We start from the raw sequence: 17,567 nt of genomic DNA, 5'->3' as shown, positions 1-17,567 counted from the left end.
TATACCCTATTGGAACTTTCTCTTTGCTGTAAATTCTTTGTTAGAATATACCGACTCTAATTCTGGAACTCTTGCTAGGTATGAAACCCTCTCTGCGCTTACTGGTTTTGATTGGCACTCTGTTGAGTGTGGCTGCGGTGGCGGCCGAACGTCCTAAGGTAGGCCTGGTACTCAGTGGCGGCGGTGCCAAGGGTGCTGCGCATGTTGGGGTACTCAAGATGCTCGAGGCCAACAATATTCCTGTCGATTATGTTGCCGGTACCAGCATAGGCGCCTATGTCGGCGGCCTCTATGCGCTTGGCTACAGCGCCACAGAAATTGAAACCATTATGATGAATGAGGACTGGTCCAAGGGGTACTCGGACACCATCCCGCGCCAGGCCATGAGTTACCGCGATAAGCAACAAAGAGATAAGTACAATATTCCGCTTAACCTTGGTATCCGTGATGGTGAAGTACAGTCGCCCAGTGGCGTACTTCTTGGGCAAACCATGTCGCAACTGTATCGCAATACCACAGATCTGGTGCGTGAGTTCAACAGCTTCAATGAACTCTCCATTCCTTATCGGGCGGTGGCGACAGATTTGGAAACCAGTCTGCCGGTAGTGATCAGCAGTGGCAGCCTGGTGCAGGCGATGCAGGCCTCAGCGACAGTGCCGGGAGCGCTGCAACCAGCTGAAATCGATGGTAAGTTGCTGGTGGATGGTGGTATTGCCAACAATATGCCGGTGGATGTGGTCAAGGCCATGGGCGCCGATGTCATTATCGCCGTCGATATAGGTTCGCCTTTGGTGAAAAGGGAGAAGCTTAACGGCACCTTAGCGGTATTGGACCAGTTGTCTACCATGCTGACCAATGCCAGCACAGAGCGGCAGAAGGCCTTGTTGACCAAGGACGATATCCTGATCCGCCCGGCTATCGACAACCTCAGCACCACAGATTTCGCCGATATGCCCAAGGCGCTGGAAGCCGGGGTGACAGCTGCCGTACGGTACACCGACAGATTGAGCCAGTTGGCCGTGTCTCCTGAGGAATACCGCGCTTATGTCCGGCAAAAACGCGACGCCAGTCGTGATTGGTTGGATAACTTGGATCGTCCGGTTACCCGGATAGTTTTCGATAACAGGTCCAAGGTCAGCGACTCACTGCTGGGTGATACTCTGGGTATCGAATTGGGTGACAGAGTTACCAAACAGCAACTGGACGAGAGTATTGCGCGGTTATACTCACTGAATAAGTTTGAACGTGTCAGTGCCGAGTTTCAGGATACTGATGAAGGCCGAGTGTTAACCGTAACCACCAAGGCCAAGTCTTGGGGACCTAACTATTTCCAGTTTGGCTTGAATTGGGAGGACGATTTCTCACTGGATTCGGCAGTGACCCTGGATGGTGCCGTGACCATGACGGACTTGACCGAAAACGGTGGTGAATGGCGCAACGAGCTCAAGATGGGCTTTGAGAAGCTGCTCGGTACCGAATTTTACCAGCCTCTGGACAGAGATCAGCAGTTCTATGCCCGCGCCCGATATCAGTATGAGATCAAAGGTTGGGATGTGTTTGATGCCAATAAGCTTTACTTCGAGCTGGATCGCAAGAGTCACAGAGTCGACCTGGGTTTGGGGTACAACTATGTCAAGCAGGGCCGGATTGAGCTGGGGCTGACAGGTGAGTCGGGAGTGGTCTCCAACGAGGCGTTCTTCGATGATCTCAAGTTCAATACCTATGGCGCCTATTTGAAGCTCGGCTACGATACCCTGGACAGCATAAGTTTCCCCACCTCGGGTAACCGCTTCACTCTGAATATCTACCTGCGTAATGAGGAGTATGGAGAAGGGGTATTCAAGACGGATGCTGAACGCTCGCTGCAGATAGAGGCCGACTGGAAAGGGGTTGTCAGTGTTGGCAGCCACTCTTTTGTGGGTAAGGCATCCTATGCAAACGTGGATAAAGACGGCAACTTTACTCTCTATGTATCGGACCTCGGCGGTTTCCTTAATCTCTCCGGCTACCATAAGAACTCAATCGCCGGCGCCCAGAAGGTGTTCGGTGCCTTCATCTATCAGTACGATCTCGGTCGTGATGCTCTGGGGATGAAGGACTTCCCGCTTTACCTGGGAGCCAGTTTGGAAGCCGGTAACGTTTGGGGCCTGGATGAGCATGTGATGTTCAACGATCTCATCTATTCCAGCAGCTTGTATCTGGGGACAGAGACCCAACTGGGCCCTGCCGCGCTCGGCTTTGGTTTCAGTGATAACGGTGAAAAGGCGGTTTACCTGTTTCTCGGCAAAAACTTCTAAGGCTCATTGTTGACCTGGTTTGTAGTGTTCATAGTTATTTACAAAAATCCACTACAGACTGGTCACAGGGAGTGCTAAGGTTTAAGGCTGGTATCTTTGTATCAATATAACTATCTGAACAATCACAAATTCGGGGAAGAAAATGAGCAAAATAAGCACCCTGGCATTGGGCATCGCCCTCAGCCTTGGTCTGGCTTCCTGTGCCAGCCAGCAAGCGCCGCAGTCGCAAGCAGAAGTCAAGAAAGACTCTGGCATTGAGCTGGAGAACTTTGACCATCAAGTTCGTCATCAGGACGATTTCTACTACAGCGTCAACGGTAAGTGGTTGGCCACTACGCCAATTCCAGCCGACAAATCCAACTATGGTGCTTTCTCTGTGCTTTACGAAGAAAGCCAGGCAGCTCTGAAACAGATTATCGAAGAGGCCGCCGCCAAGCCCAATAAGGCCGAAGGTTCAGTGGAGCAGAAGATAGGCGATTTCTATGCCGCCTATATGGATACCACTCTGACTGACCAACTGGGGATTGCGCCGCTCAAAGGACAGCTGGCCGATATCGCCAAAACCGCCAGCCACGCCGATGTTGCCGCGCTGATGGGCAAACTGTTGACCGATGGCTCCGGCATCCCCTTTGGTTTTTACGTTAACAACGATGCCAAGAATTCCAGCCAGTACGGGGTTTACCTATACCAGAGCGGCCTGACACTGCCGGATCGTGATTATTACCTCAAGGACGATCCCAAGTTTGTCGCCAACCGCGAAGCGATGCGTGAATATGTCCGCAAGCTGATGAGCGCCGCCGGTTACCCGCACGCCGATGCCGCTGCAGCCAATGTCGCCAACATTGAACTCTTTATCGCCCAGAGCCAGTGGAGCCGGGTCGAGTCCCGCGATGCCAACAAGGCCTACAACAAGATGAGCCTGAAAGAGCTGCAGCAGTTGATGGGCGGCTTTGACTTTGACGGTTTCGCCAAAGCGGCTGGTCTCAGTGGCAAGACTCAGGACGTGATAGTGCGTCAACCTTCCTATTTTGAGAAGCTGGGCGCCGAGTTCGGCAAGTTCCCTGTATCAGCCTGGCAAGACTACCTGGCATTCCATCTGGTGGACTCCTACGCCGGCTTGCTGAGCCAGCAGTTTGTCGATCTGCACTTTGATTTTCATAGCAAAACCTTGATGGGTATTCAGGAGCAAAAACCACGCTGGAAGCGAGCTGTCGATGGCGCCGACCAAGTGATTGGTGAGCTGGTGGGTAAAGAATATGTTGCCCGTCACTTCCAGCCTGAGGCCAAGGCGCGGATGGAGTCGATGATCAAGAACTTGATCAAGGGTTTTGAAGTCAGCATCAATGAGCTGGAGTGGATGACACCCGAGACCAAGAAAGCGGCTCAGGAAAAACTGTCCAAGTTTACCTACAAGATAGGTTATCCGGACAAGTGGAAGGACTACAGCAATCTGGAGATCAAGGCCGACGATCTGGTGGGTAACTATCAGCGTTATGCTCGTTTTGAGTACCAGGACATGCTGGCTAAGCTGGGCAAGCCAATCGATCGCACTGAGTGGCACATGACACCGCAAACGGTGAACGCCTACTACAACCCTGTGATGAACGAAATCGTGTTCCCGGCCGCCATTCTGCAGCCGCCTTTCTTCAACATGGAAGCCGATGACGCGGTGAACTATGGTGGCATAGGCGCGGTGATCGGCCACGAAATCAGCCATGGTTTTGATGATCAAGGCGCCAAGTATGACGGCGACGGTAACCTGCGCAACTGGTGGACAGACAAAGACCGCGAAGAGTTCCAGAAGCGCGGCGCGCAGCTGTCGGCCCAGTACAGCCAGTTTGAAGCTCTGCCTGGCAAGTTCGTCAACGGTGACCTGACATTGGGTGAGAACATAGGCGATCTGGGGGGCTTGACCGTTGCCCTGCGCTCTTATCACCTGAGCCTCAACGGTAAAGAAGCGCCGGTAATGGACGGCCTGAGCGGCGATCAGCGTTTCTTCGTCGGTTGGTCACAAGTGTGGCGCCGCAACTACCGTGACGAGGAGCTGGGACGTCGTCTGCTGACTGACCCCCATTCACCTAGCCACTACCGCGCCATGGGCACTCCCCGCAACGTGGAAGGTTTCTACAAGGCCTTTGACCTCAAGCCGACTGACAAGATGTATCTGTCGGAAGAGGACAGAGTGAAGATCTGGTAACACGGATTATCCAGAAAACAGAGCCAGGCAGATGCCTGGCTCTCTTGTATCTGGCGGTTTACAAGGTATCAAGCAGTGTCGGCAGGGCTTCCAGGCTATCACGCTGATAATGGGCCGCGGCCCAGCGAGGATCCTGGCGCTGCTCGGCCGCCGGGACTATCAAGGTCTGCATATTGGCGGCGCGAGCGGCTATCAGGCCGTTGAAAGAGTCTTCCACCGCCAGGCAGCGGCTTGGTGGCAGTGCCAGTTTGGCGGCGCAGGAGAGATACACCTCTGGGTGAGGTTTACCGAGCGGAAAATCCTGAGCCGATTGTATTGCATCGAAGGCTTCTGTGATGGCGAGTTTGCCAAGCACGGCATCGATAATATCCCAGGAGGAAGAGGTGGCCAGGCCCACTTTCAGGCCTCGACTGCGACAGGCGCTTAGGGCATCGACAACACCGCGCATGGGCTTGCCATCGCGGCGGATATAGGCGATGACTGCAGCTATGATTTGATCGGCGATATATTGAGGTTCTACTTTGACCTCGGGAAAGCGCTGTAACCAGAAGTCCACCACCTGATCGATTCGCAGACCTGTGGTTTGCTGTATGGCTTCACGGCTGACCGCCATCCCCAACTGCTGAAAAACCTGATACTCGGCTTGCTGCCAGACGGGCTCTGAGTCAATTAATATCCCATCCATATCAAAAATAACGGCCTGTATTGCGGGTGCTTGCATGGAAAAGTCTCAAAAATGGCGCTGATTTGGACGCAGGATAACGAAAATCGGCCTCGGGATGCAAAATTATCCCGGCAGGGGAGATTAGGAGATGCTTGGCTGAAGGCGTTTGAATTTAATTCGATTACTATAATCTAATTATTTGTATTTAAATGAAAAAATCATTTTTTCAAACTATTGTCTAATTTCCTTTGTTTAATGAGGGGCTTAGTGTGTTGCCGACCTTGGGATTTTGCCACGATTTCTCAGTTGCCTTAGTGTGATCTCATTCATACTTTTGCAAAGCTGTAGTATACTGCAGGCCGGAATTTACGGGTCGATCCTGTGGGGCTGTCAGCTTCATTCATGAAGACGTGCAGTCGTAAGAGCGCCTAACAAAGAGGAATGTTGCCGTGCTAGAAGCATATCGTAAACACGTCGAAGAGCGTGCTGCTGAGGGCGTAGTCCCTAAGCCATTGGATGCACATCAAGTGGCTGAGCTTGTTGAATTAGTGAAAAACCCACCTGCAGGCGAAGAAGAATTTATTCTTAACCTGCTCGAAAATCGTATTCCCCCAGGTGTTGATGAAGCCGCCTATGTTAAGGCCGGTTTCCTGGATGCCGTTGCCAAGGGTGAGGTGAAATCGCCAATCCTGAGCGCCGAGCGTGCGCTGGAACTCTTGGGTACCATGCAGGGCGGTTACAACATCGAACCCCTGATCCGCCAATTGGACAACGAGCAGATGGCCCCACTGGCGGTCAAGGCTCTGTCCCACACCCTGCTGATGTTTGATGCCTTCCACGATGTGGTTGAGAAGATGAATGCGGGTAACGCCTATGCCAAGCAAGTGGTTGAGTCCTGGGCCAATGCCGAGTGGTTCCTCAGCCGTCCCAAGCTGGCCGAGAAAATCTCTCTGACCGTATTCAAGGTTACAGGCGAAACCAACACCGACGACTTGTCTCCGGCTCCTGATGCCTGGTCGCGTCCCGATATCCCACTGCACGCCTTGGCGATGCTGAAAAACGCCCGCGACGGTATTGAGCCGGATCAGCCAGGCGTAGTAGGCCCAATCAAGAAGATTGAAGAACTCAAGACCAAGGGCTTCCCACTGGTTTATGTGGGCGACGTGGTTGGCACAGGTTCTTCCCGTAAGTCGGCGACCAACTCTGTGCTGTGGTTTATGGGTGATGATATTCCATTCGTGCCCAACAAGCGTGCCGGTGGTTTCTGCCTCGGTGGCAAGATAGCCCCTATCTTCTTCAACACCATGGAAGATGCCGGTGCTCTGCCGATTGAGTTGGATGTGGGCAACATGGAGATGGGCGATGTTATCGACATCTATCCTTATGCCGGCAAAGTGACCCGTCACGATAGCGACGAAGTGATCTCTGAATTCAAACTCAAGACTGATGTACTGCTGGACGAAGTGCGTGCCGGTGGCCGTATTCCATTGATCATCGGCCGCGGTCTGACCGACAAGGCCCGTGAAGTTCTGGGTCTGGAAGCCTCCGATGTCTTCGTGCGTCCAGGTGACGTTGCCGATACCGGCAAGGGTTACACCCTGGCGCAGAAGATGGTAGGTAAGGCCTGTGGCGTAGAAGGTATCCGTCCCGGCCAATACTGTGAGCCCAAGATGACTTCTGTCGGTTCTCAGGACACTACCGGCCCTATGACACGTGACGAGCTGAAAGACTTGGCCTGTCTCGGTTTCAGCGCAGATTTGACCATGCAGTCTTTCTGTCACACTGCCGCTTATCCCAAGCCTGTTGACGTGAATACGCACCACACTCTGCCTGACTTTATCATGAACCGCGGCGGTGTTTCCCTGCGTCCAGGTGACGGTGTTATTCACTCCTGGCTGAACCGCATGCTGCTGCCTGATACCGTAGGTACAGGTGGTGACTCGCACACCCGTTTCCCAATCGGTATCTCTTTCCCTGCAGGTTCCGGCCTGGTGGCTTTTGCCGCCGCGACCGGCGTTATGCCACTGGATATGCCTGAGTCTGTGCTGGTGCGCTTCAAGGGTAAGATGCAACCTGGTATCACTCTGCGTGATCTGGTGCATGCGATTCCGCACAAGGCCATCGAAATGGGGCTGCTGACCGTTGAGAAGAAGGGCAAGAAGAATATCTTCTCCGGCCGTATTCTCGAAATCGAAGGTCTGGAGCACCTCAAGGTTGAGCAGGCATTCGAACTGTCTGATGCCTCTGCCGAGCGCTCTGCCGCCGGTTGTACCATCAAGCTGGATAAAGATCCTATCATCGAGTACCTGAACTCCAACATAGTCATGCTCAAGTGGATGATTGCCGAAGGCTACGGCGACCGCCGTACCATAGAGCGTCGTATCAAGGGCATGGAAGAGTGGTTGGCTAACCCTGAACTGATGGAAGCCGACAAGGATGCCGAGTATTCAGCGGTTATTGAGATCGATTTGAATGAGATCAAAGAGCCTATTCTGTGTGCACCGAACGATCCCGATGATGCCGTGTTGTTGTCTCAGGTCGCCAACACCCAGATTGATGAAGTGTTTGTCGGTTCCTGTATGACCAACATAGGCCACTTCCGCGCCACGGGTAAGATGCTGGACAAGTTCGCCAAGACGCTGCCGACTCGTCTGTGGATTGCTCCGCCAACCAAGATGGACAAGGATCAGCTGACCGAAGAAGGTTACTACGGTATCTTCGGCCGTGTCGGTGCTCGTATCGAGATCCCGGGTTGTTCTCTGTGTATGGGTAACCAGGCACGGGTTGCCGATGGTGCGACCGTGGTGTCGACTTCTACCCGTAACTTCCCGAACCGCCTGGGTACGGGTGCCAATGTGTACCTGGCCTCTGCCGAGTTGGCTGCCGTTGCGGCGCTACTGGGACGTTTGCCAAGCCCTGAAGAGTATCAGGAATATGCCAAGGAATTGGACGCAACAGCGGCCGATACCTACAGATACCTGAACTTCGACCAACTGGAGGCCTACACCAAGAAAGCCGGTGAAGTGATCTTCCAGTCAGCGGTTTAAGTAATAACCTAAGTCAGCTTATGGCACTCAATGCCAATAGCTATAGAGGCTTAGCGGTTCCCGGGAACTGACGTAAAACCCCACTAACTTTGTTAGTGGGGTTTTTTCTATGTTAGCTGAAGCGTTCGGGTGGATGCGAATAGCTCCTCGTGAAACTCTCACTGGAAGAGGATCAAGCTTACAAAGCGGTTTGCTGCATGTGATCACGCCTTGATTCACATCATGAAGAAGTGGACTAAGCCAATATGGGATAGGGAGTAGGTGATGGGGCAACTCACTGTTCGGTGACAGAGTATCACAGTGATAAACTGGCACCTAAACAGAAGAATATATCGCCGCGCTGACTATATGAGTATTAATGCTGATACATAACATTAAACTCAAGAGCGGCGATTTTATACAGTGCGAATTACGGGATTAGTTTTCCAGTTCGCCGCGTAAATACTTGAACAACTCGGCAGAGGACTTGGACTGAGGCCCCTTGGCCAGCTCCTTATTGGCCTGGCGCACCAGTTGCCTGAGTTTTTGCCTGTCCAGTTGCGGGTGTTCTTCCAACAGGGACTGCACTTCGGCATCGCCACCATTGAGCAAACGGTCGCGCAACTTCTCGAATACCTGAGCCTTGGCGGCCGCTTCGTTGTTCTTGTTCAGCACCCGCTCTAGTGAGGTTTGAATCGCCTCAAGATCTTCGTTGCGCATCAGCTTGCCGATAAACTGCAACTGACGACGGAAGGCCTCGGTATTGGGCTTGATGTTCTTGGTTTGCATGATGGCATCAAACAGGGACTCACCCAGCTCAATTTTGGCCAACTGACTCTTGCTCAGCGCTGCCAGCTGTTTGCCCAGATCCTGAGCCTCTTCACTGTCGCGTTTGAGCGAGGTCTTGCTGATATAGTCCTCGTCCTCATCATAAGGCTGTTTAAAATGCTCTGAATCGCCAACTATTTTCATAAAGTCTTTCCTCTGATACTGGCGCTGATTGTAGCATCCCCCTTGGCGCTTCGTCTTCTACGGCAGCAAAATTGATCTGTCGTGGTTATGTGAATAAAGCCGGCTTTTGTTATGCTAGGGGCAGTTTAGCCAATTCAAGAGTAAACCTGTGTCTGCAAATTTTATTGATAGTGAACTGAGTGCGTTGAAAGATGCGGTGGCAATGGCGCTGGAGTATGCCAATAGCCTGGGCTCCAGTGCTGCCGAGGTGGCCATCAGCAAGCAACAGGGCCTGAGTGTTTCCACTCGCCTCAAGGAGGTGGAAACGGTCGAATTCAACAAGGATGGCGCGCTGGGGATCACCCTGTATCGCGATGGACATAAGGGCAGCTCTTCTACCTCGGATCTGTCGCCGGAGGCGATTCGCCAAGCGGTTAAGGCCGCCGATGGTATCGCCCGTTATACCAGTGAAGACCCTGCCAGCGGTTTGGCCGATCCTGAGTTGATGGCGAAAGATTTTCCCGATCTGGATCTCTATCATCCCCGTCACACCAGCCCGGAAGAGTTGGCCGAGTTGGCCATTCGCGCCGAAACCGCAGCGCTGGACAGAGACCCGAGGATCAAGAATTCGGATGGTGCCAGTGCCAACGCCCACAACAGCGTCAAGGTCTATGGCAACAGCCATGGTTTCCTGCAGGGTTACTGCAGTTCGCGCTACAGCCTCAGCTGTGTGGTGATTGGCGCCGAAGACAACGGCGATATGCAGCGCGACTATGACTATGGTATCAACCGCCGCTTCGACGCCTTGTTGAGCCCGGAGCAGGTGGGGATTAAGGCCGCCGATAAGACGGTTGCCCGTCTCGGTGCCCGCAAACTGGCAACCGGCAAACTGCCCGTGCTGTTTGCGCCGGAAGTGGCCACAGGTCTGGTGGGACATCTGGTCAGCGCCATCAGTGGCTCAAGCCTGTATCGCAAGTCCAGCTTCCTGCAGGATGCTATCCACACCCGGATTTTCCCCGAATGGTTCAGCATTGCCGAGCAGCCGCATCTCAAAGGCGCTCTGGCCAGTGCCAACTATGACAGCGAAGGGGTTGCGACCCGTGAGCGTGACATAGTCCGTGACGGCACACTGGAGAGTTATCTGCTGACCAGTTACTCGGCGCGCAAGCTGGGACTGGTCAATACCGGCCATGCCGGCGGCATCTATAACTGGACGCTGGCCGATACCGGCCACAGTTTTGATGAATTGGTGCGTTCCATGAGCCGCGGGCTCATAGTCACTGAGGTGATGGGTCAGGGCGTGAATATGGTTACCGGCGACTATTCCCGTGGTGCCGCCGGCTTCTATGTCGAGAATGGCGAAATCCAGTTCCCGGTCGAGGAGATCACCATAGCCGGTAACCTGAAGCAGATGTATCGCTCCATGCAGGCGGTTTCCAGCGACAGGGATCTGCGCTCCAGCATCCGTACCGGGGCAATATTGCTCGATGAGATGAAGATAGCCGGTAACTGAGCCGGGAAACGGCTAAAAACGCTTGTAAAAGCCCGCTGTCAATGCGGGCTTTTTGGCATGTTCATTTTTATCAAAACGTTATGGGCTTATTGGGCATCATGCAGGGTGATATGCTTCCTCACCCGAGTCACTATCCTCAAAGTTGAGTGGTAGATATTGGCTGAGCTCTTTTAAGTTATTGCAGATACTGTGGGCTCTGTGTTCATCCCCTTGATGCAAGATGGTGAACATATATTGCAGTGCCATGGCATTGAGATAGTCCCGGTGAATCGGCGGGAAGATTTCGGCATCAATTTTGGCCCGCTGCAGGCGCTTGTTTATCGCTTGTTGACTACTGTTCAGCACCAGTTCCAGCGCGGTTTTCAAGTGCTGTTCCTCTTCGGCCATCAAGTTCATGGCCAAGTCCAACTGTGCCTGTGGCGTTAACGGCTTACGGGAAAACATCTGATTAACTCTTCGCGGCCCAAAACGCCAGTGTACTCCTGGCATGCTGGACTCAGGCTGAACCAGCGTAACTATGAGCCCTTGTTTCAGCTTAAGGAAACCAAGGCGCCGCAGCAGGCTGTGATATTTGCTGCATATAGTCTTGATAACGCCGCTTGGTTTCACCGCTGTTGGCCATTTCAGACAAGGCTTGCTGCAGCGCGTAGGCTATGCTGCCTGACTTTAGTTCCCAAGGGCTGTTGCCAATGGATATCGGTTTGGCGGCAACATAATTGGGGTTTACTTCGGCGCTGAAGTAACGGCTATTGCGTGAGAACCCCAGGTGTCCTTGCCGCCAGTTATCGCAACAGTTGGGATGTAGTTTTAGCCCGTGCTGAGGATGATTTTGCAGCCAGTATCTCAGGGTAGATTCATCGTAGATATAGAAATCCCCCTGATGCTGTTTGAGAAAGGTTATCGCCGAATCTGTGCCCATATCCGGTGGTTTGCGCACTATCAATTTGTTCGGTAAACCACCCAGTTGATAGCTACCGGGGGAGATCAGCAGCACCAATTGTTTATCCACCAATTGCTGCAGTGAGGTGATGTCACTCAAGTCGTTGCGGCTGACGCCGATATAGCGTTCAGATAGGCCGTTGACGATGAAATGCGCGTAGTTGTGGCGCTCTTTGGAGAAGGCCAAGCCGGGATAAAAGTCGATACTACCCTTGGCTATTTCCCGTAGAATACGCTTTTTCGGCGCTCGCACCACCTTGAGACTACAACCTATTCTCGCTGCTGCCTCTTGATAGAGGCTGAGATAGAGGCCGCTGTTATCCGGCGCCTGAGCAATATAGGGTGGCCGGGCATTGGTGCGATACCCCATGGTTAACTCACAGGTTTCTGCGGCAAGCAGCTGTGGTGAACAAGCGAGTGCCAGCAGTGTCAAACTGAACTTGATGATCACAGAATAACTCCTTCGGGTGGGGCTGACGCAGGTTGAATGATGAGGCGGGTTGATAGCATAGGTAAAATACTCGTGATATTTTCCTGGAGCCGATACTTGGTTATTTTAATAAAAGAGGATAGTATTTGCGCGATTTTTGTCCGGTATGGCCGGGCAAGTCTTATCCAATTGAAATAAGGAGCCGATATGGCCAAACATATTAAGCAGACCGCACTGCTGGAACATGAATCCGGTCGTGGACAGATCAAAGATAACGCCCTCAAGGCGGTGGTGACCAGTTCACTGTTTCGCTGTCGCAGCGAGAAGCCGAAGAAGGGCAAAGGATCATACAGTCGTAAAGGACGCAATGGAAAGGGGCAACAGGGTGTTGCCCCTTTTGATTTTATGACTCTAATCTTTTCACCCGGCTGACACCTCAAGAAAGATTTCTTCAAGGTGTTGGGAGAGTTTATTCCGGCATCTGCACCAGTTCGGCCCACAGATCGTGCTCATCAGAATGAGTGATCAGTGCGCGCACCATGTCCCCTGGGCTTAGTTCCACTTCACCGTTTAAGAATACCATGCCGTCGATTTCAGGCGCATCGGCATAGCAGCGGCCAATGGCGCCTTCCTCGTCCACATCATCGATAAGGACATCCAGCTCACGGCCTACCAGGCGCGCCAGCCGCTCGGCACTGATCTCGGCCTGCACCTGCATGAAACGCTCATAGCGGTCCTGCTTGACCTCTTCACTGATAAGCTCGGCCAAGGTATTGGCCACGGCGCCATCGACTTCCGAGTACTTGAAGCAGCCCACTCGGTCCAGCCTTGCTTCACGCAGGAAGTCCAGCAGGATTTCGAAATCTTCTTCGGTTTCACCGGGGAAGCCGACGATAAAGGTTGAGCGGATCACCAGATCCGGGCAGATTTCACGCCATTTCTTGATGGCGTCCAACTGGCGGTCGACCCGGCCGGGGCGCTTCATCATCTTGAGCACGCGAGGGCTGGCGTGCTGCAGTGGCAGATCCAGATAGGGCAGGATCAGTCCTTCGGCCATCAGCGGGATCAGCTCATCGACCCAAGGGTAAGGGTAGACATAGTGCAGGCGCACCCACACACCCATCTTGCCCAGGTGGCGGGCCAGGGTAGTGATATCCTGCTTCACCGGCATGCCGTTCCAGAAATCGGTGCGGCCGCCCTTGTCTTTGCCGTAGGCCGAGGTGTCCTGGCTGACGACCAGAATTTCCTGAACGCCACTTTCCACCAGGCGTTTGGCTTCATCCAGCACGCTGCCGACACTGCGGCTGTCCAGATCGCCCCTCAACGCCGGAATGATGCAGAAGGTACAGCGGTTGTCGCAGCCTTCGGAAATCTTCAGGTAGGCATAATGCTTGGGGGTCAGCTTAACGCCGGCTTGCGGGATCAGCGAGGTGAAGGGGTTGTGCTCCGGCTTGGGCACATATTTGTGCACATGGTTCAGCACGGCTTCATAGCTGTGGGGGCCGGTGATCTCCAGTACATCCGGATGCACTTCGCGGATCTGGTTTTCCTTGGCGCCCAGGCAGCCGGTGACTATCACCTTGCCGTTTTCTTCCAGCGCTTCACGCACGGCATCCAGCGATTCTTCCACCGCGGCATCGATAAAGCCACAGGTGTTGACTATTACCAGGTCGGCATTGTCATAGCTGTTGGTAACCTCATAGCCGTCGATGCGCAGTTGGGTGAGGATCCGCTCGGAATCCACCAGGTTTTTGGGGCAGCCCAGGCTGACAAAGCCGATGCGATTGCCGCTGGTTTGGGCCTCGGCAGGGCTGTTTTCCTGTGCCAGAGTCTTGGCCGGAGTGTCCAGAGTCGTGGTCTGCTTGGGATCAAAAATGTCGACTGATTTCTTCAAGAGCTGTTTTCCGCAATGCTAAAGCTGATGGAGCACGCTTGGGTGCCGGTAAAATTGGCGGCGATTATACCTCAGCCATAGAAAAGGTACAGTTGGGCTGGTTAATTTATGTTCTATGTTGCCATCTCGGTTGCCGCTTCAAAACGTCGTTGAAAAATTTTTTGATTTTTTAACCCTTTTGTCAGCTGGCTGCGTTTCTATGGTCAACGAAGCGAACTTTTTGGAGAACCAAGATGAAAAAATCTCTGCTGAATCTGGCGCTGATAGGCGCACTGTTACCCGCTACTCTGATGAGCCACTCGGTACTGGCCCAGGATAGACCTCTGCTGGAAACTACAGGCGTCAGCCAGATACAGGTTGAGCCCGATATGGCCGAAATCAATGTTGAAGTGTCATTAAGCGAATCTGATGCCAAGGCGGCCAAGGCCGCATCCGACCAAGCGGTGGCCGCTTTTATCGAGCGCCTGCTCAAGGCTGGGGTCGCCAAGGAGTCGATTGCCGCCGCCAATCTGAATCTGCAACCTGAGTATGTTTACCTCAAGGACAAGGCGCCCGAGCTCAAGGGCTATCGCGCCAGTCGCAGTGTGACAGTGTTGGTGAAACAGTTGGATCAGCTCAACCCCATACTGGACTCGGCGCTAATAGGCGGGATCAACAAGGTGAACCAGATTAACCTTAAGTCCAGTAAAGAAGCCGAGATGCGCAAGCAGGCGCGGCAGGCGGCCATTGAAGATGCCAAGCAAAAGGCCAGTGAGCTGGCAGCCGGATTCGGCGAGAAACTCGATGGCGTCTGGTCGATTCGTTATTTCGACCAAGGCCCGGTGCGTCCTGTGATGTACAAGGCCGCCATGATGGCCGAAGGCGCTATCAACCAGAGCTATGAGTATGGCCAGGTAACTTTCTCCGACAGGGTCGAGGTCAGCTACAAGCTGCGTGACTGAAGTAAGCATTTGGGGGAGCCGGTAGCTCGCTGATGGGGCAAAGCGCTTTTTAACCGTGGCTCATGAACAAGCGGTGCCGGTATTTGTAGGCCGTGACATGAGTCACTTACCCTGGGCTTAATGCCCGCCGGGCGGGATATTTACCGCCAGAGGCACAATCCGGCTTGCTATTGGGGCCGTGATAGTTAGAATGCCAGTCGAATACCTTTGAGTAGAGGCGCGCTGCCTAAGAGTAACCGGGAAGAGGGTGATGCCTTTGAGGCCCGGGGAAAGGAGTCGGCGCCGAAGTAGCCAGGCCATCGAACCTGACTGCTGGTTCTGTATCTAACAGGTGCAGGACTGCCATAGTCATCCACTATGGAGCGCTACCTGAAGGAGCTGAGAAGTTTCTGCCCTCCTTGGTCTGAGTTTCTTCGATCCTATCGGTAGATCTCCACCTTAGTTGTTTTAGGTGTAAAGAGATCATGAATATCATGCATTTTGCGGACTCTCCCTGGTCCATAGTTCCTCCTCTGCTGGCGGTTGCGCTGGCGATCATCACCCGTAGAGTACTGCTCTCCCTTGGAGTAGGCATAGTCGCCGGCAGCCTGATGTTACAGCAGTTTTCACCGCTGCAATCGCTGCGCTATCTGTTTGACAGTGTGCTGAAAATCTTCTGGGTCGATGGTGCTCCCAACAGCGATAACCTGAATATGCTGCTGTTTATGCTGCTGCTGGGTGGGCTTATCAGCTTGATGACCGCCTCGGGGGCGACCCGGGCCTTTGCCGAATGGGCCGCCAGGCGCTGCCAGAGCCGCAAGAGCGCCAAGTCGCTCACCGGCTTGATGGTGTTTGCCTTCTTTATTGACGACTTCTTCCATAGCCTGTCGGTGGGGCCCATTTGCCGCCCTGTGACCGACAGATTCCAGATCTCCCGCGCCAAGTTGGCCTATCTGCTGGACTCAACCGCGGCGCCTGTATGCGTATTGATGCCCATCTCCTCCTGGGGGGCCTATATCATCGCCCTGGTGGGCGGCATACTCGTGGCCCATGGGGTGACAGACCAGAGCCCGATCGCCGCCTTCGTGCAGATGATCCCCATGAACCTCTATGCGGTATTTACCCTGATCATGGTGGTGGTGGTGATCGCCTTCCAACTGGATATTGGGCCGATGCGACAGCATGAGCAGCGGGCGCTCGAAGGCAAGCTCTGGGATGAATCCAAGGGCCGGCCAATAGGGCTGGATATGGAAGCCCCGGCCGACAGCCGCGGCGGCATGCTGGATATGGTGTTGCCTATAGTGACACTGACGGCGGCGAGTATCTATTTTATGCTGGACTCCGGGGCCCAGGTATTGGCCACCAATGGTCAGGCCTTCAGTGTGCTGGGCGCCTTTGAACATACCAATGTGGGTTCGTCTTTGGTTTATGGCGCCCTTTGCAGCCTGGCGGTGTCCGGCCTGTTGGCTCTGCGTCTCGGTCTTGGGATATCCACTTGGCTGCGTGCCGCCCCCAGAGGCGTTATGGCCATGCTGCCGGCGATCAACATACTGCTGTTTGCCTGGACCATAGGCGCCGTGGTGCGTGACATGGAAACCGGCAAATATCTCGCCAGCCTGGCCAACGGCAACCTGCCCACAGGGCTGCTGCCTGTGGTGGTGTTTGTGCTTTCCTGCGCTATGGCTTTTGCCACAGGCACCAGCTGGGGCACTTTCGGTATCATGTTGCCGCTCGCCGGTGATATGGCCGCCGCCAGCGATATTCAACTCCTGCTGCCCATGTTGTCGGCTGTGCTGGCCGGCGCTGTGTTTGGCGATCACAGCTCGCCCATCTCCAGTACCAGTATTCTGTCGGCCACCGGCGCCGGCTGTCACCATATAGATCATGTGCTGACCCAGTTGCCTTATGCTCTGACCGTCGCCTTCGGGGCAGCGCTGGGGTATCTGGCCATGGGGCTGCTGCATTCCACCTTGGCCGGTTTCCTGGTGAGTGCCGCCTGGTTTGCACTCTTCTGCCTCTATCACGCCAGGCGCTTCCAGGCGGCTCCCGAGGCCGCCATCGGCTGAGGCTGAGATAGGATACCAAAAGCCCCGGGAGTTTCCCTCGGGGCTTTTTACTCTTGCCAAAGGCTTTTGCGTCGATAAGGAGTCTCAGTGATCCAGATAGAGATAGTTTTGCCAGCTTTTCATTCATTATCAATACCTTATGCATGATTGATACATGCTCAAAGCTGTCGGAATAGATGGCGATCTCCACATTGGTGCCCAGTGGCAAATGATACTGACTCAGATCATCCAGCGGCTTGAGTTTCACCAGAGGTTGGCCGTTGAGGCGAATTTGTGACGAGCCATAGAGCTGTCCCTGCGCCTGCACCTGAGATTCACCTAAGGCCGGCAGCACTTCGACCACTTCGGCTTGAAACACCTTGCCCGGCAGAGCGCGGAAGAGCAGCTCGGCCTTGATGCGACTGGCCTCGGCGGCCTTATAGACAGCGTCAAGCCCCAATACTGCCTGTTTGGTCTGCTCCAGGCTGGCTTACAGCCGGGTGACTTCTGTTTGATAAGGAGTCGGATTGACCCGGAACAGCCACTCGCCCTCTTTTAGCAGTTTGTTGGGGGTGACGGGCACATCTATGACCTTGCCGCGCACTGAGGGGCTCCGCGGGGTGGTGATGTACATCTGGCTACCCATGGCGGTATGGGGATGGCTGTAGCTCATCAACAAATCAAGGTGGCT

General features: G+C 53.9%; 13 protein-coding genes and 1 riboswitch. Of the genes, 7 read left to right on the top strand and 6 right to left on the bottom strand.

Going from position 1 to position 17,567, the window contains the following annotated elements; all coding sequences use genetic code 11:
- The first annotated feature begins 80 nt into the window (after positions 1 to 80).
- Positions 81 to 2,297, top strand: a complete 2,217-nt coding sequence (locus CX650_RS10385; protein WP_101095751.1) for a patatin-like phospholipase family protein — start codon at positions 81 to 83, stop codon at positions 2,295 to 2,297.
- Positions 2,298 to 2,439: 142 nt separating this feature from the next.
- Complete coding sequence (locus tag CX650_RS10380; protein ID WP_101095750.1) at positions 2,440 to 4,494, top strand: M13 family metallopeptidase; 2,055 nt, start codon at positions 2,440 to 2,442, stop codon at positions 4,492 to 4,494.
- A gap of 58 nt (positions 4,495 to 4,552) precedes the next feature.
- On the opposite strand, the gene hxpB is transcribed toward CX650_RS10380, so the two are convergent.
- Positions 4,553 to 5,215 (bottom strand): hexitol phosphatase HxpB, encoded by a 663-nt coding sequence (gene hxpB, locus CX650_RS10375; RefSeq protein WP_101095749.1) that lies wholly within the window; start codon positions 5,213 to 5,215, stop codon positions 4,553 to 4,555.
- 392 nt (positions 5,216 to 5,607) lie between these two features.
- Here hxpB and acnB point away from each other — a divergent pair, with 392 nt between their 5' ends.
- A complete protein-coding gene (gene acnB / locus CX650_RS10370; RefSeq protein ID WP_101095748.1) occupies positions 5,608 to 8,205 on the top strand; it encodes a bifunctional aconitate hydratase 2/2-methylisocitrate dehydratase in 2,598 nt (865 codons plus the stop codon).
- Between the two features lie 417 nt (positions 8,206 to 8,622).
- On the opposite strand, the gene yjgA is transcribed toward acnB, so the two are convergent.
- Complete coding sequence (gene yjgA, locus CX650_RS10365; RefSeq protein WP_039033562.1) at positions 8,623 to 9,156, bottom strand: ribosome biogenesis factor YjgA; 534 nt, start codon at positions 9,154 to 9,156, stop codon at positions 8,623 to 8,625.
- A gap of 148 nt (positions 9,157 to 9,304) precedes the next feature.
- On the opposite strand from yjgA, the gene pmbA reads away from it, so the two are divergent.
- The gene (gene pmbA / locus CX650_RS10360) at positions 9,305 to 10,648 is read left to right on the top strand and encodes a metalloprotease PmbA (protein ID WP_101095747.1); all 1,344 of its coding nucleotides are present in this window, start codon (positions 9,305 to 9,307) and stop codon (positions 10,646 to 10,648) included.
- A 96-nt stretch (positions 10,649 to 10,744) separates the two neighbouring features.
- Here the strand turns inward: pmbA and CX650_RS10355 are convergent, their stop codons facing one another.
- A complete protein-coding gene (locus CX650_RS10355) occupies positions 10,745 to 11,092 on the bottom strand; it encodes a hypothetical protein (protein ID WP_101095746.1) in 348 nt (115 codons plus the stop codon).
- Positions 11,093 to 11,183: 91 nt separating this feature from the next.
- The gene (locus CX650_RS10350) at positions 11,184 to 12,038 is read right to left on the bottom strand and encodes a substrate-binding periplasmic protein (protein ID WP_101095745.1); all 855 of its coding nucleotides are present in this window, start codon (positions 12,036 to 12,038) and stop codon (positions 11,184 to 11,186) included.
- Between the two features lie 186 nt (positions 12,039 to 12,224).
- Here CX650_RS10350 and CX650_RS10345 point away from each other — a divergent pair, with 186 nt between their 5' ends.
- Positions 12,225 to 12,449, top strand: coding sequence for a ribosome alternative rescue factor ArfA (locus CX650_RS10345; protein ID WP_101095744.1), 225 nt, complete (start codon positions 12,225 to 12,227; stop codon positions 12,447 to 12,449).
- 37 nt (positions 12,450 to 12,486) lie between these two features.
- Here CX650_RS10345 and rimO read toward each other — a convergent pair whose 3' ends face one another.
- Positions 12,487 to 13,911 carry a 30S ribosomal protein S12 methylthiotransferase RimO gene (gene rimO, locus CX650_RS10340; RefSeq protein ID WP_039033558.1) on the bottom strand — a complete coding sequence of 475 codons (1,425 nt, stop codon included), beginning with the start codon at positions 13,909 to 13,911 and terminating at the stop codon, positions 12,487 to 12,489.
- Between the two features lie 233 nt (positions 13,912 to 14,144).
- Here rimO and CX650_RS10335 point away from each other — a divergent pair, with 233 nt between their 5' ends.
- Together CX650_RS10335 and CX650_RS10330 are read left to right on the top strand one after the other, a co-directional pair.
- Positions 14,145 to 14,852, top strand: a complete 708-nt coding sequence (locus CX650_RS10335; protein WP_101055971.1) for an oxidative stress defense protein — start codon at positions 14,145 to 14,147, stop codon at positions 14,850 to 14,852.
- A gap of 204 nt (positions 14,853 to 15,056) precedes the next feature.
- Positions 15,057 to 15,228: riboswitch (Lysine riboswitch) on the top strand.
- A gap of 88 nt (positions 15,229 to 15,316) precedes the next feature.
- Positions 15,317 to 16,897 carry a Na+/H+ antiporter NhaC family protein gene (locus CX650_RS10330; RefSeq protein ID WP_101095743.1) on the top strand — a complete coding sequence of 527 codons (1,581 nt, stop codon included), beginning with the start codon at positions 15,317 to 15,319 and terminating at the stop codon, positions 16,895 to 16,897.
- A 469-nt stretch (positions 16,898 to 17,366) separates the two neighbouring features.
- On the opposite strand, the gene CX650_RS20395 is transcribed toward CX650_RS10330, so the two are convergent.
- Entirely contained in the window at positions 17,367 to 17,549 is a 183-nt protein-coding gene (locus CX650_RS20395) for a hypothetical protein (protein WP_224865825.1), read from the bottom strand.
- Positions 17,550 to 17,567: the final 18 nt, after the last annotated feature.

The sequence above is a fragment of the Shewanella indica genome (assembly GCF_002836975.1).
Lineage (GTDB): Bacteria > Pseudomonadota > Gammaproteobacteria > Enterobacterales > Shewanellaceae > Shewanella > Shewanella indica.
The sequence above is the reverse complement of the archived record's forward strand: the minus strand, read 5'-3'. Positions and strand labels throughout refer to the sequence as shown.

Excerpts from the sequence above, each read along its gene's own strand:
- hxpB (WP_101095749.1), bottom strand. The coding sequence starts at position 5,215 with ATGCAAGCACCCGCAATACAGGCCGTTATTTTTGATATGGATGGGATA.
- CX650_RS10345 (WP_101095744.1), top strand. The coding sequence starts at position 12,225 with ATGGCCAAACATATTAAGCAGACCGCACTGCTGGAACATGAATCCGGT.
- CX650_RS20395 (WP_224865825.1), bottom strand. The coding sequence starts at position 17,549 with ATGAGCTACAGCCATCCCCATACCGCCATGGGTAGCCAGATGTACATC.
- CX650_RS10355 (WP_101095746.1), bottom strand. The coding sequence starts at position 11,092 with ATGTTTTCCCGTAAGCCGTTAACGCCACAGGCACAGTTGGACTTGGCC.
- CX650_RS10335 (WP_101055971.1), top strand. The coding sequence starts at position 14,145 with ATGAAAAAATCTCTGCTGAATCTGGCGCTGATAGGCGCACTGTTACCC.
- yjgA (WP_039033562.1), bottom strand. The coding sequence starts at position 9,156 with ATGAAAATAGTTGGCGATTCAGAGCATTTTAAACAGCCTTATGATGAG.
- CX650_RS10385 (WP_101095751.1), top strand. The coding sequence starts at position 81 with ATGAAACCCTCTCTGCGCTTACTGGTTTTGATTGGCACTCTGTTGAGT.
- CX650_RS10330 (WP_101095743.1), top strand. The coding sequence starts at position 15,317 with ATGAATATCATGCATTTTGCGGACTCTCCCTGGTCCATAGTTCCTCCT.
- CX650_RS10380 (WP_101095750.1), top strand. The coding sequence starts at position 2,440 with ATGAGCAAAATAAGCACCCTGGCATTGGGCATCGCCCTCAGCCTTGGT.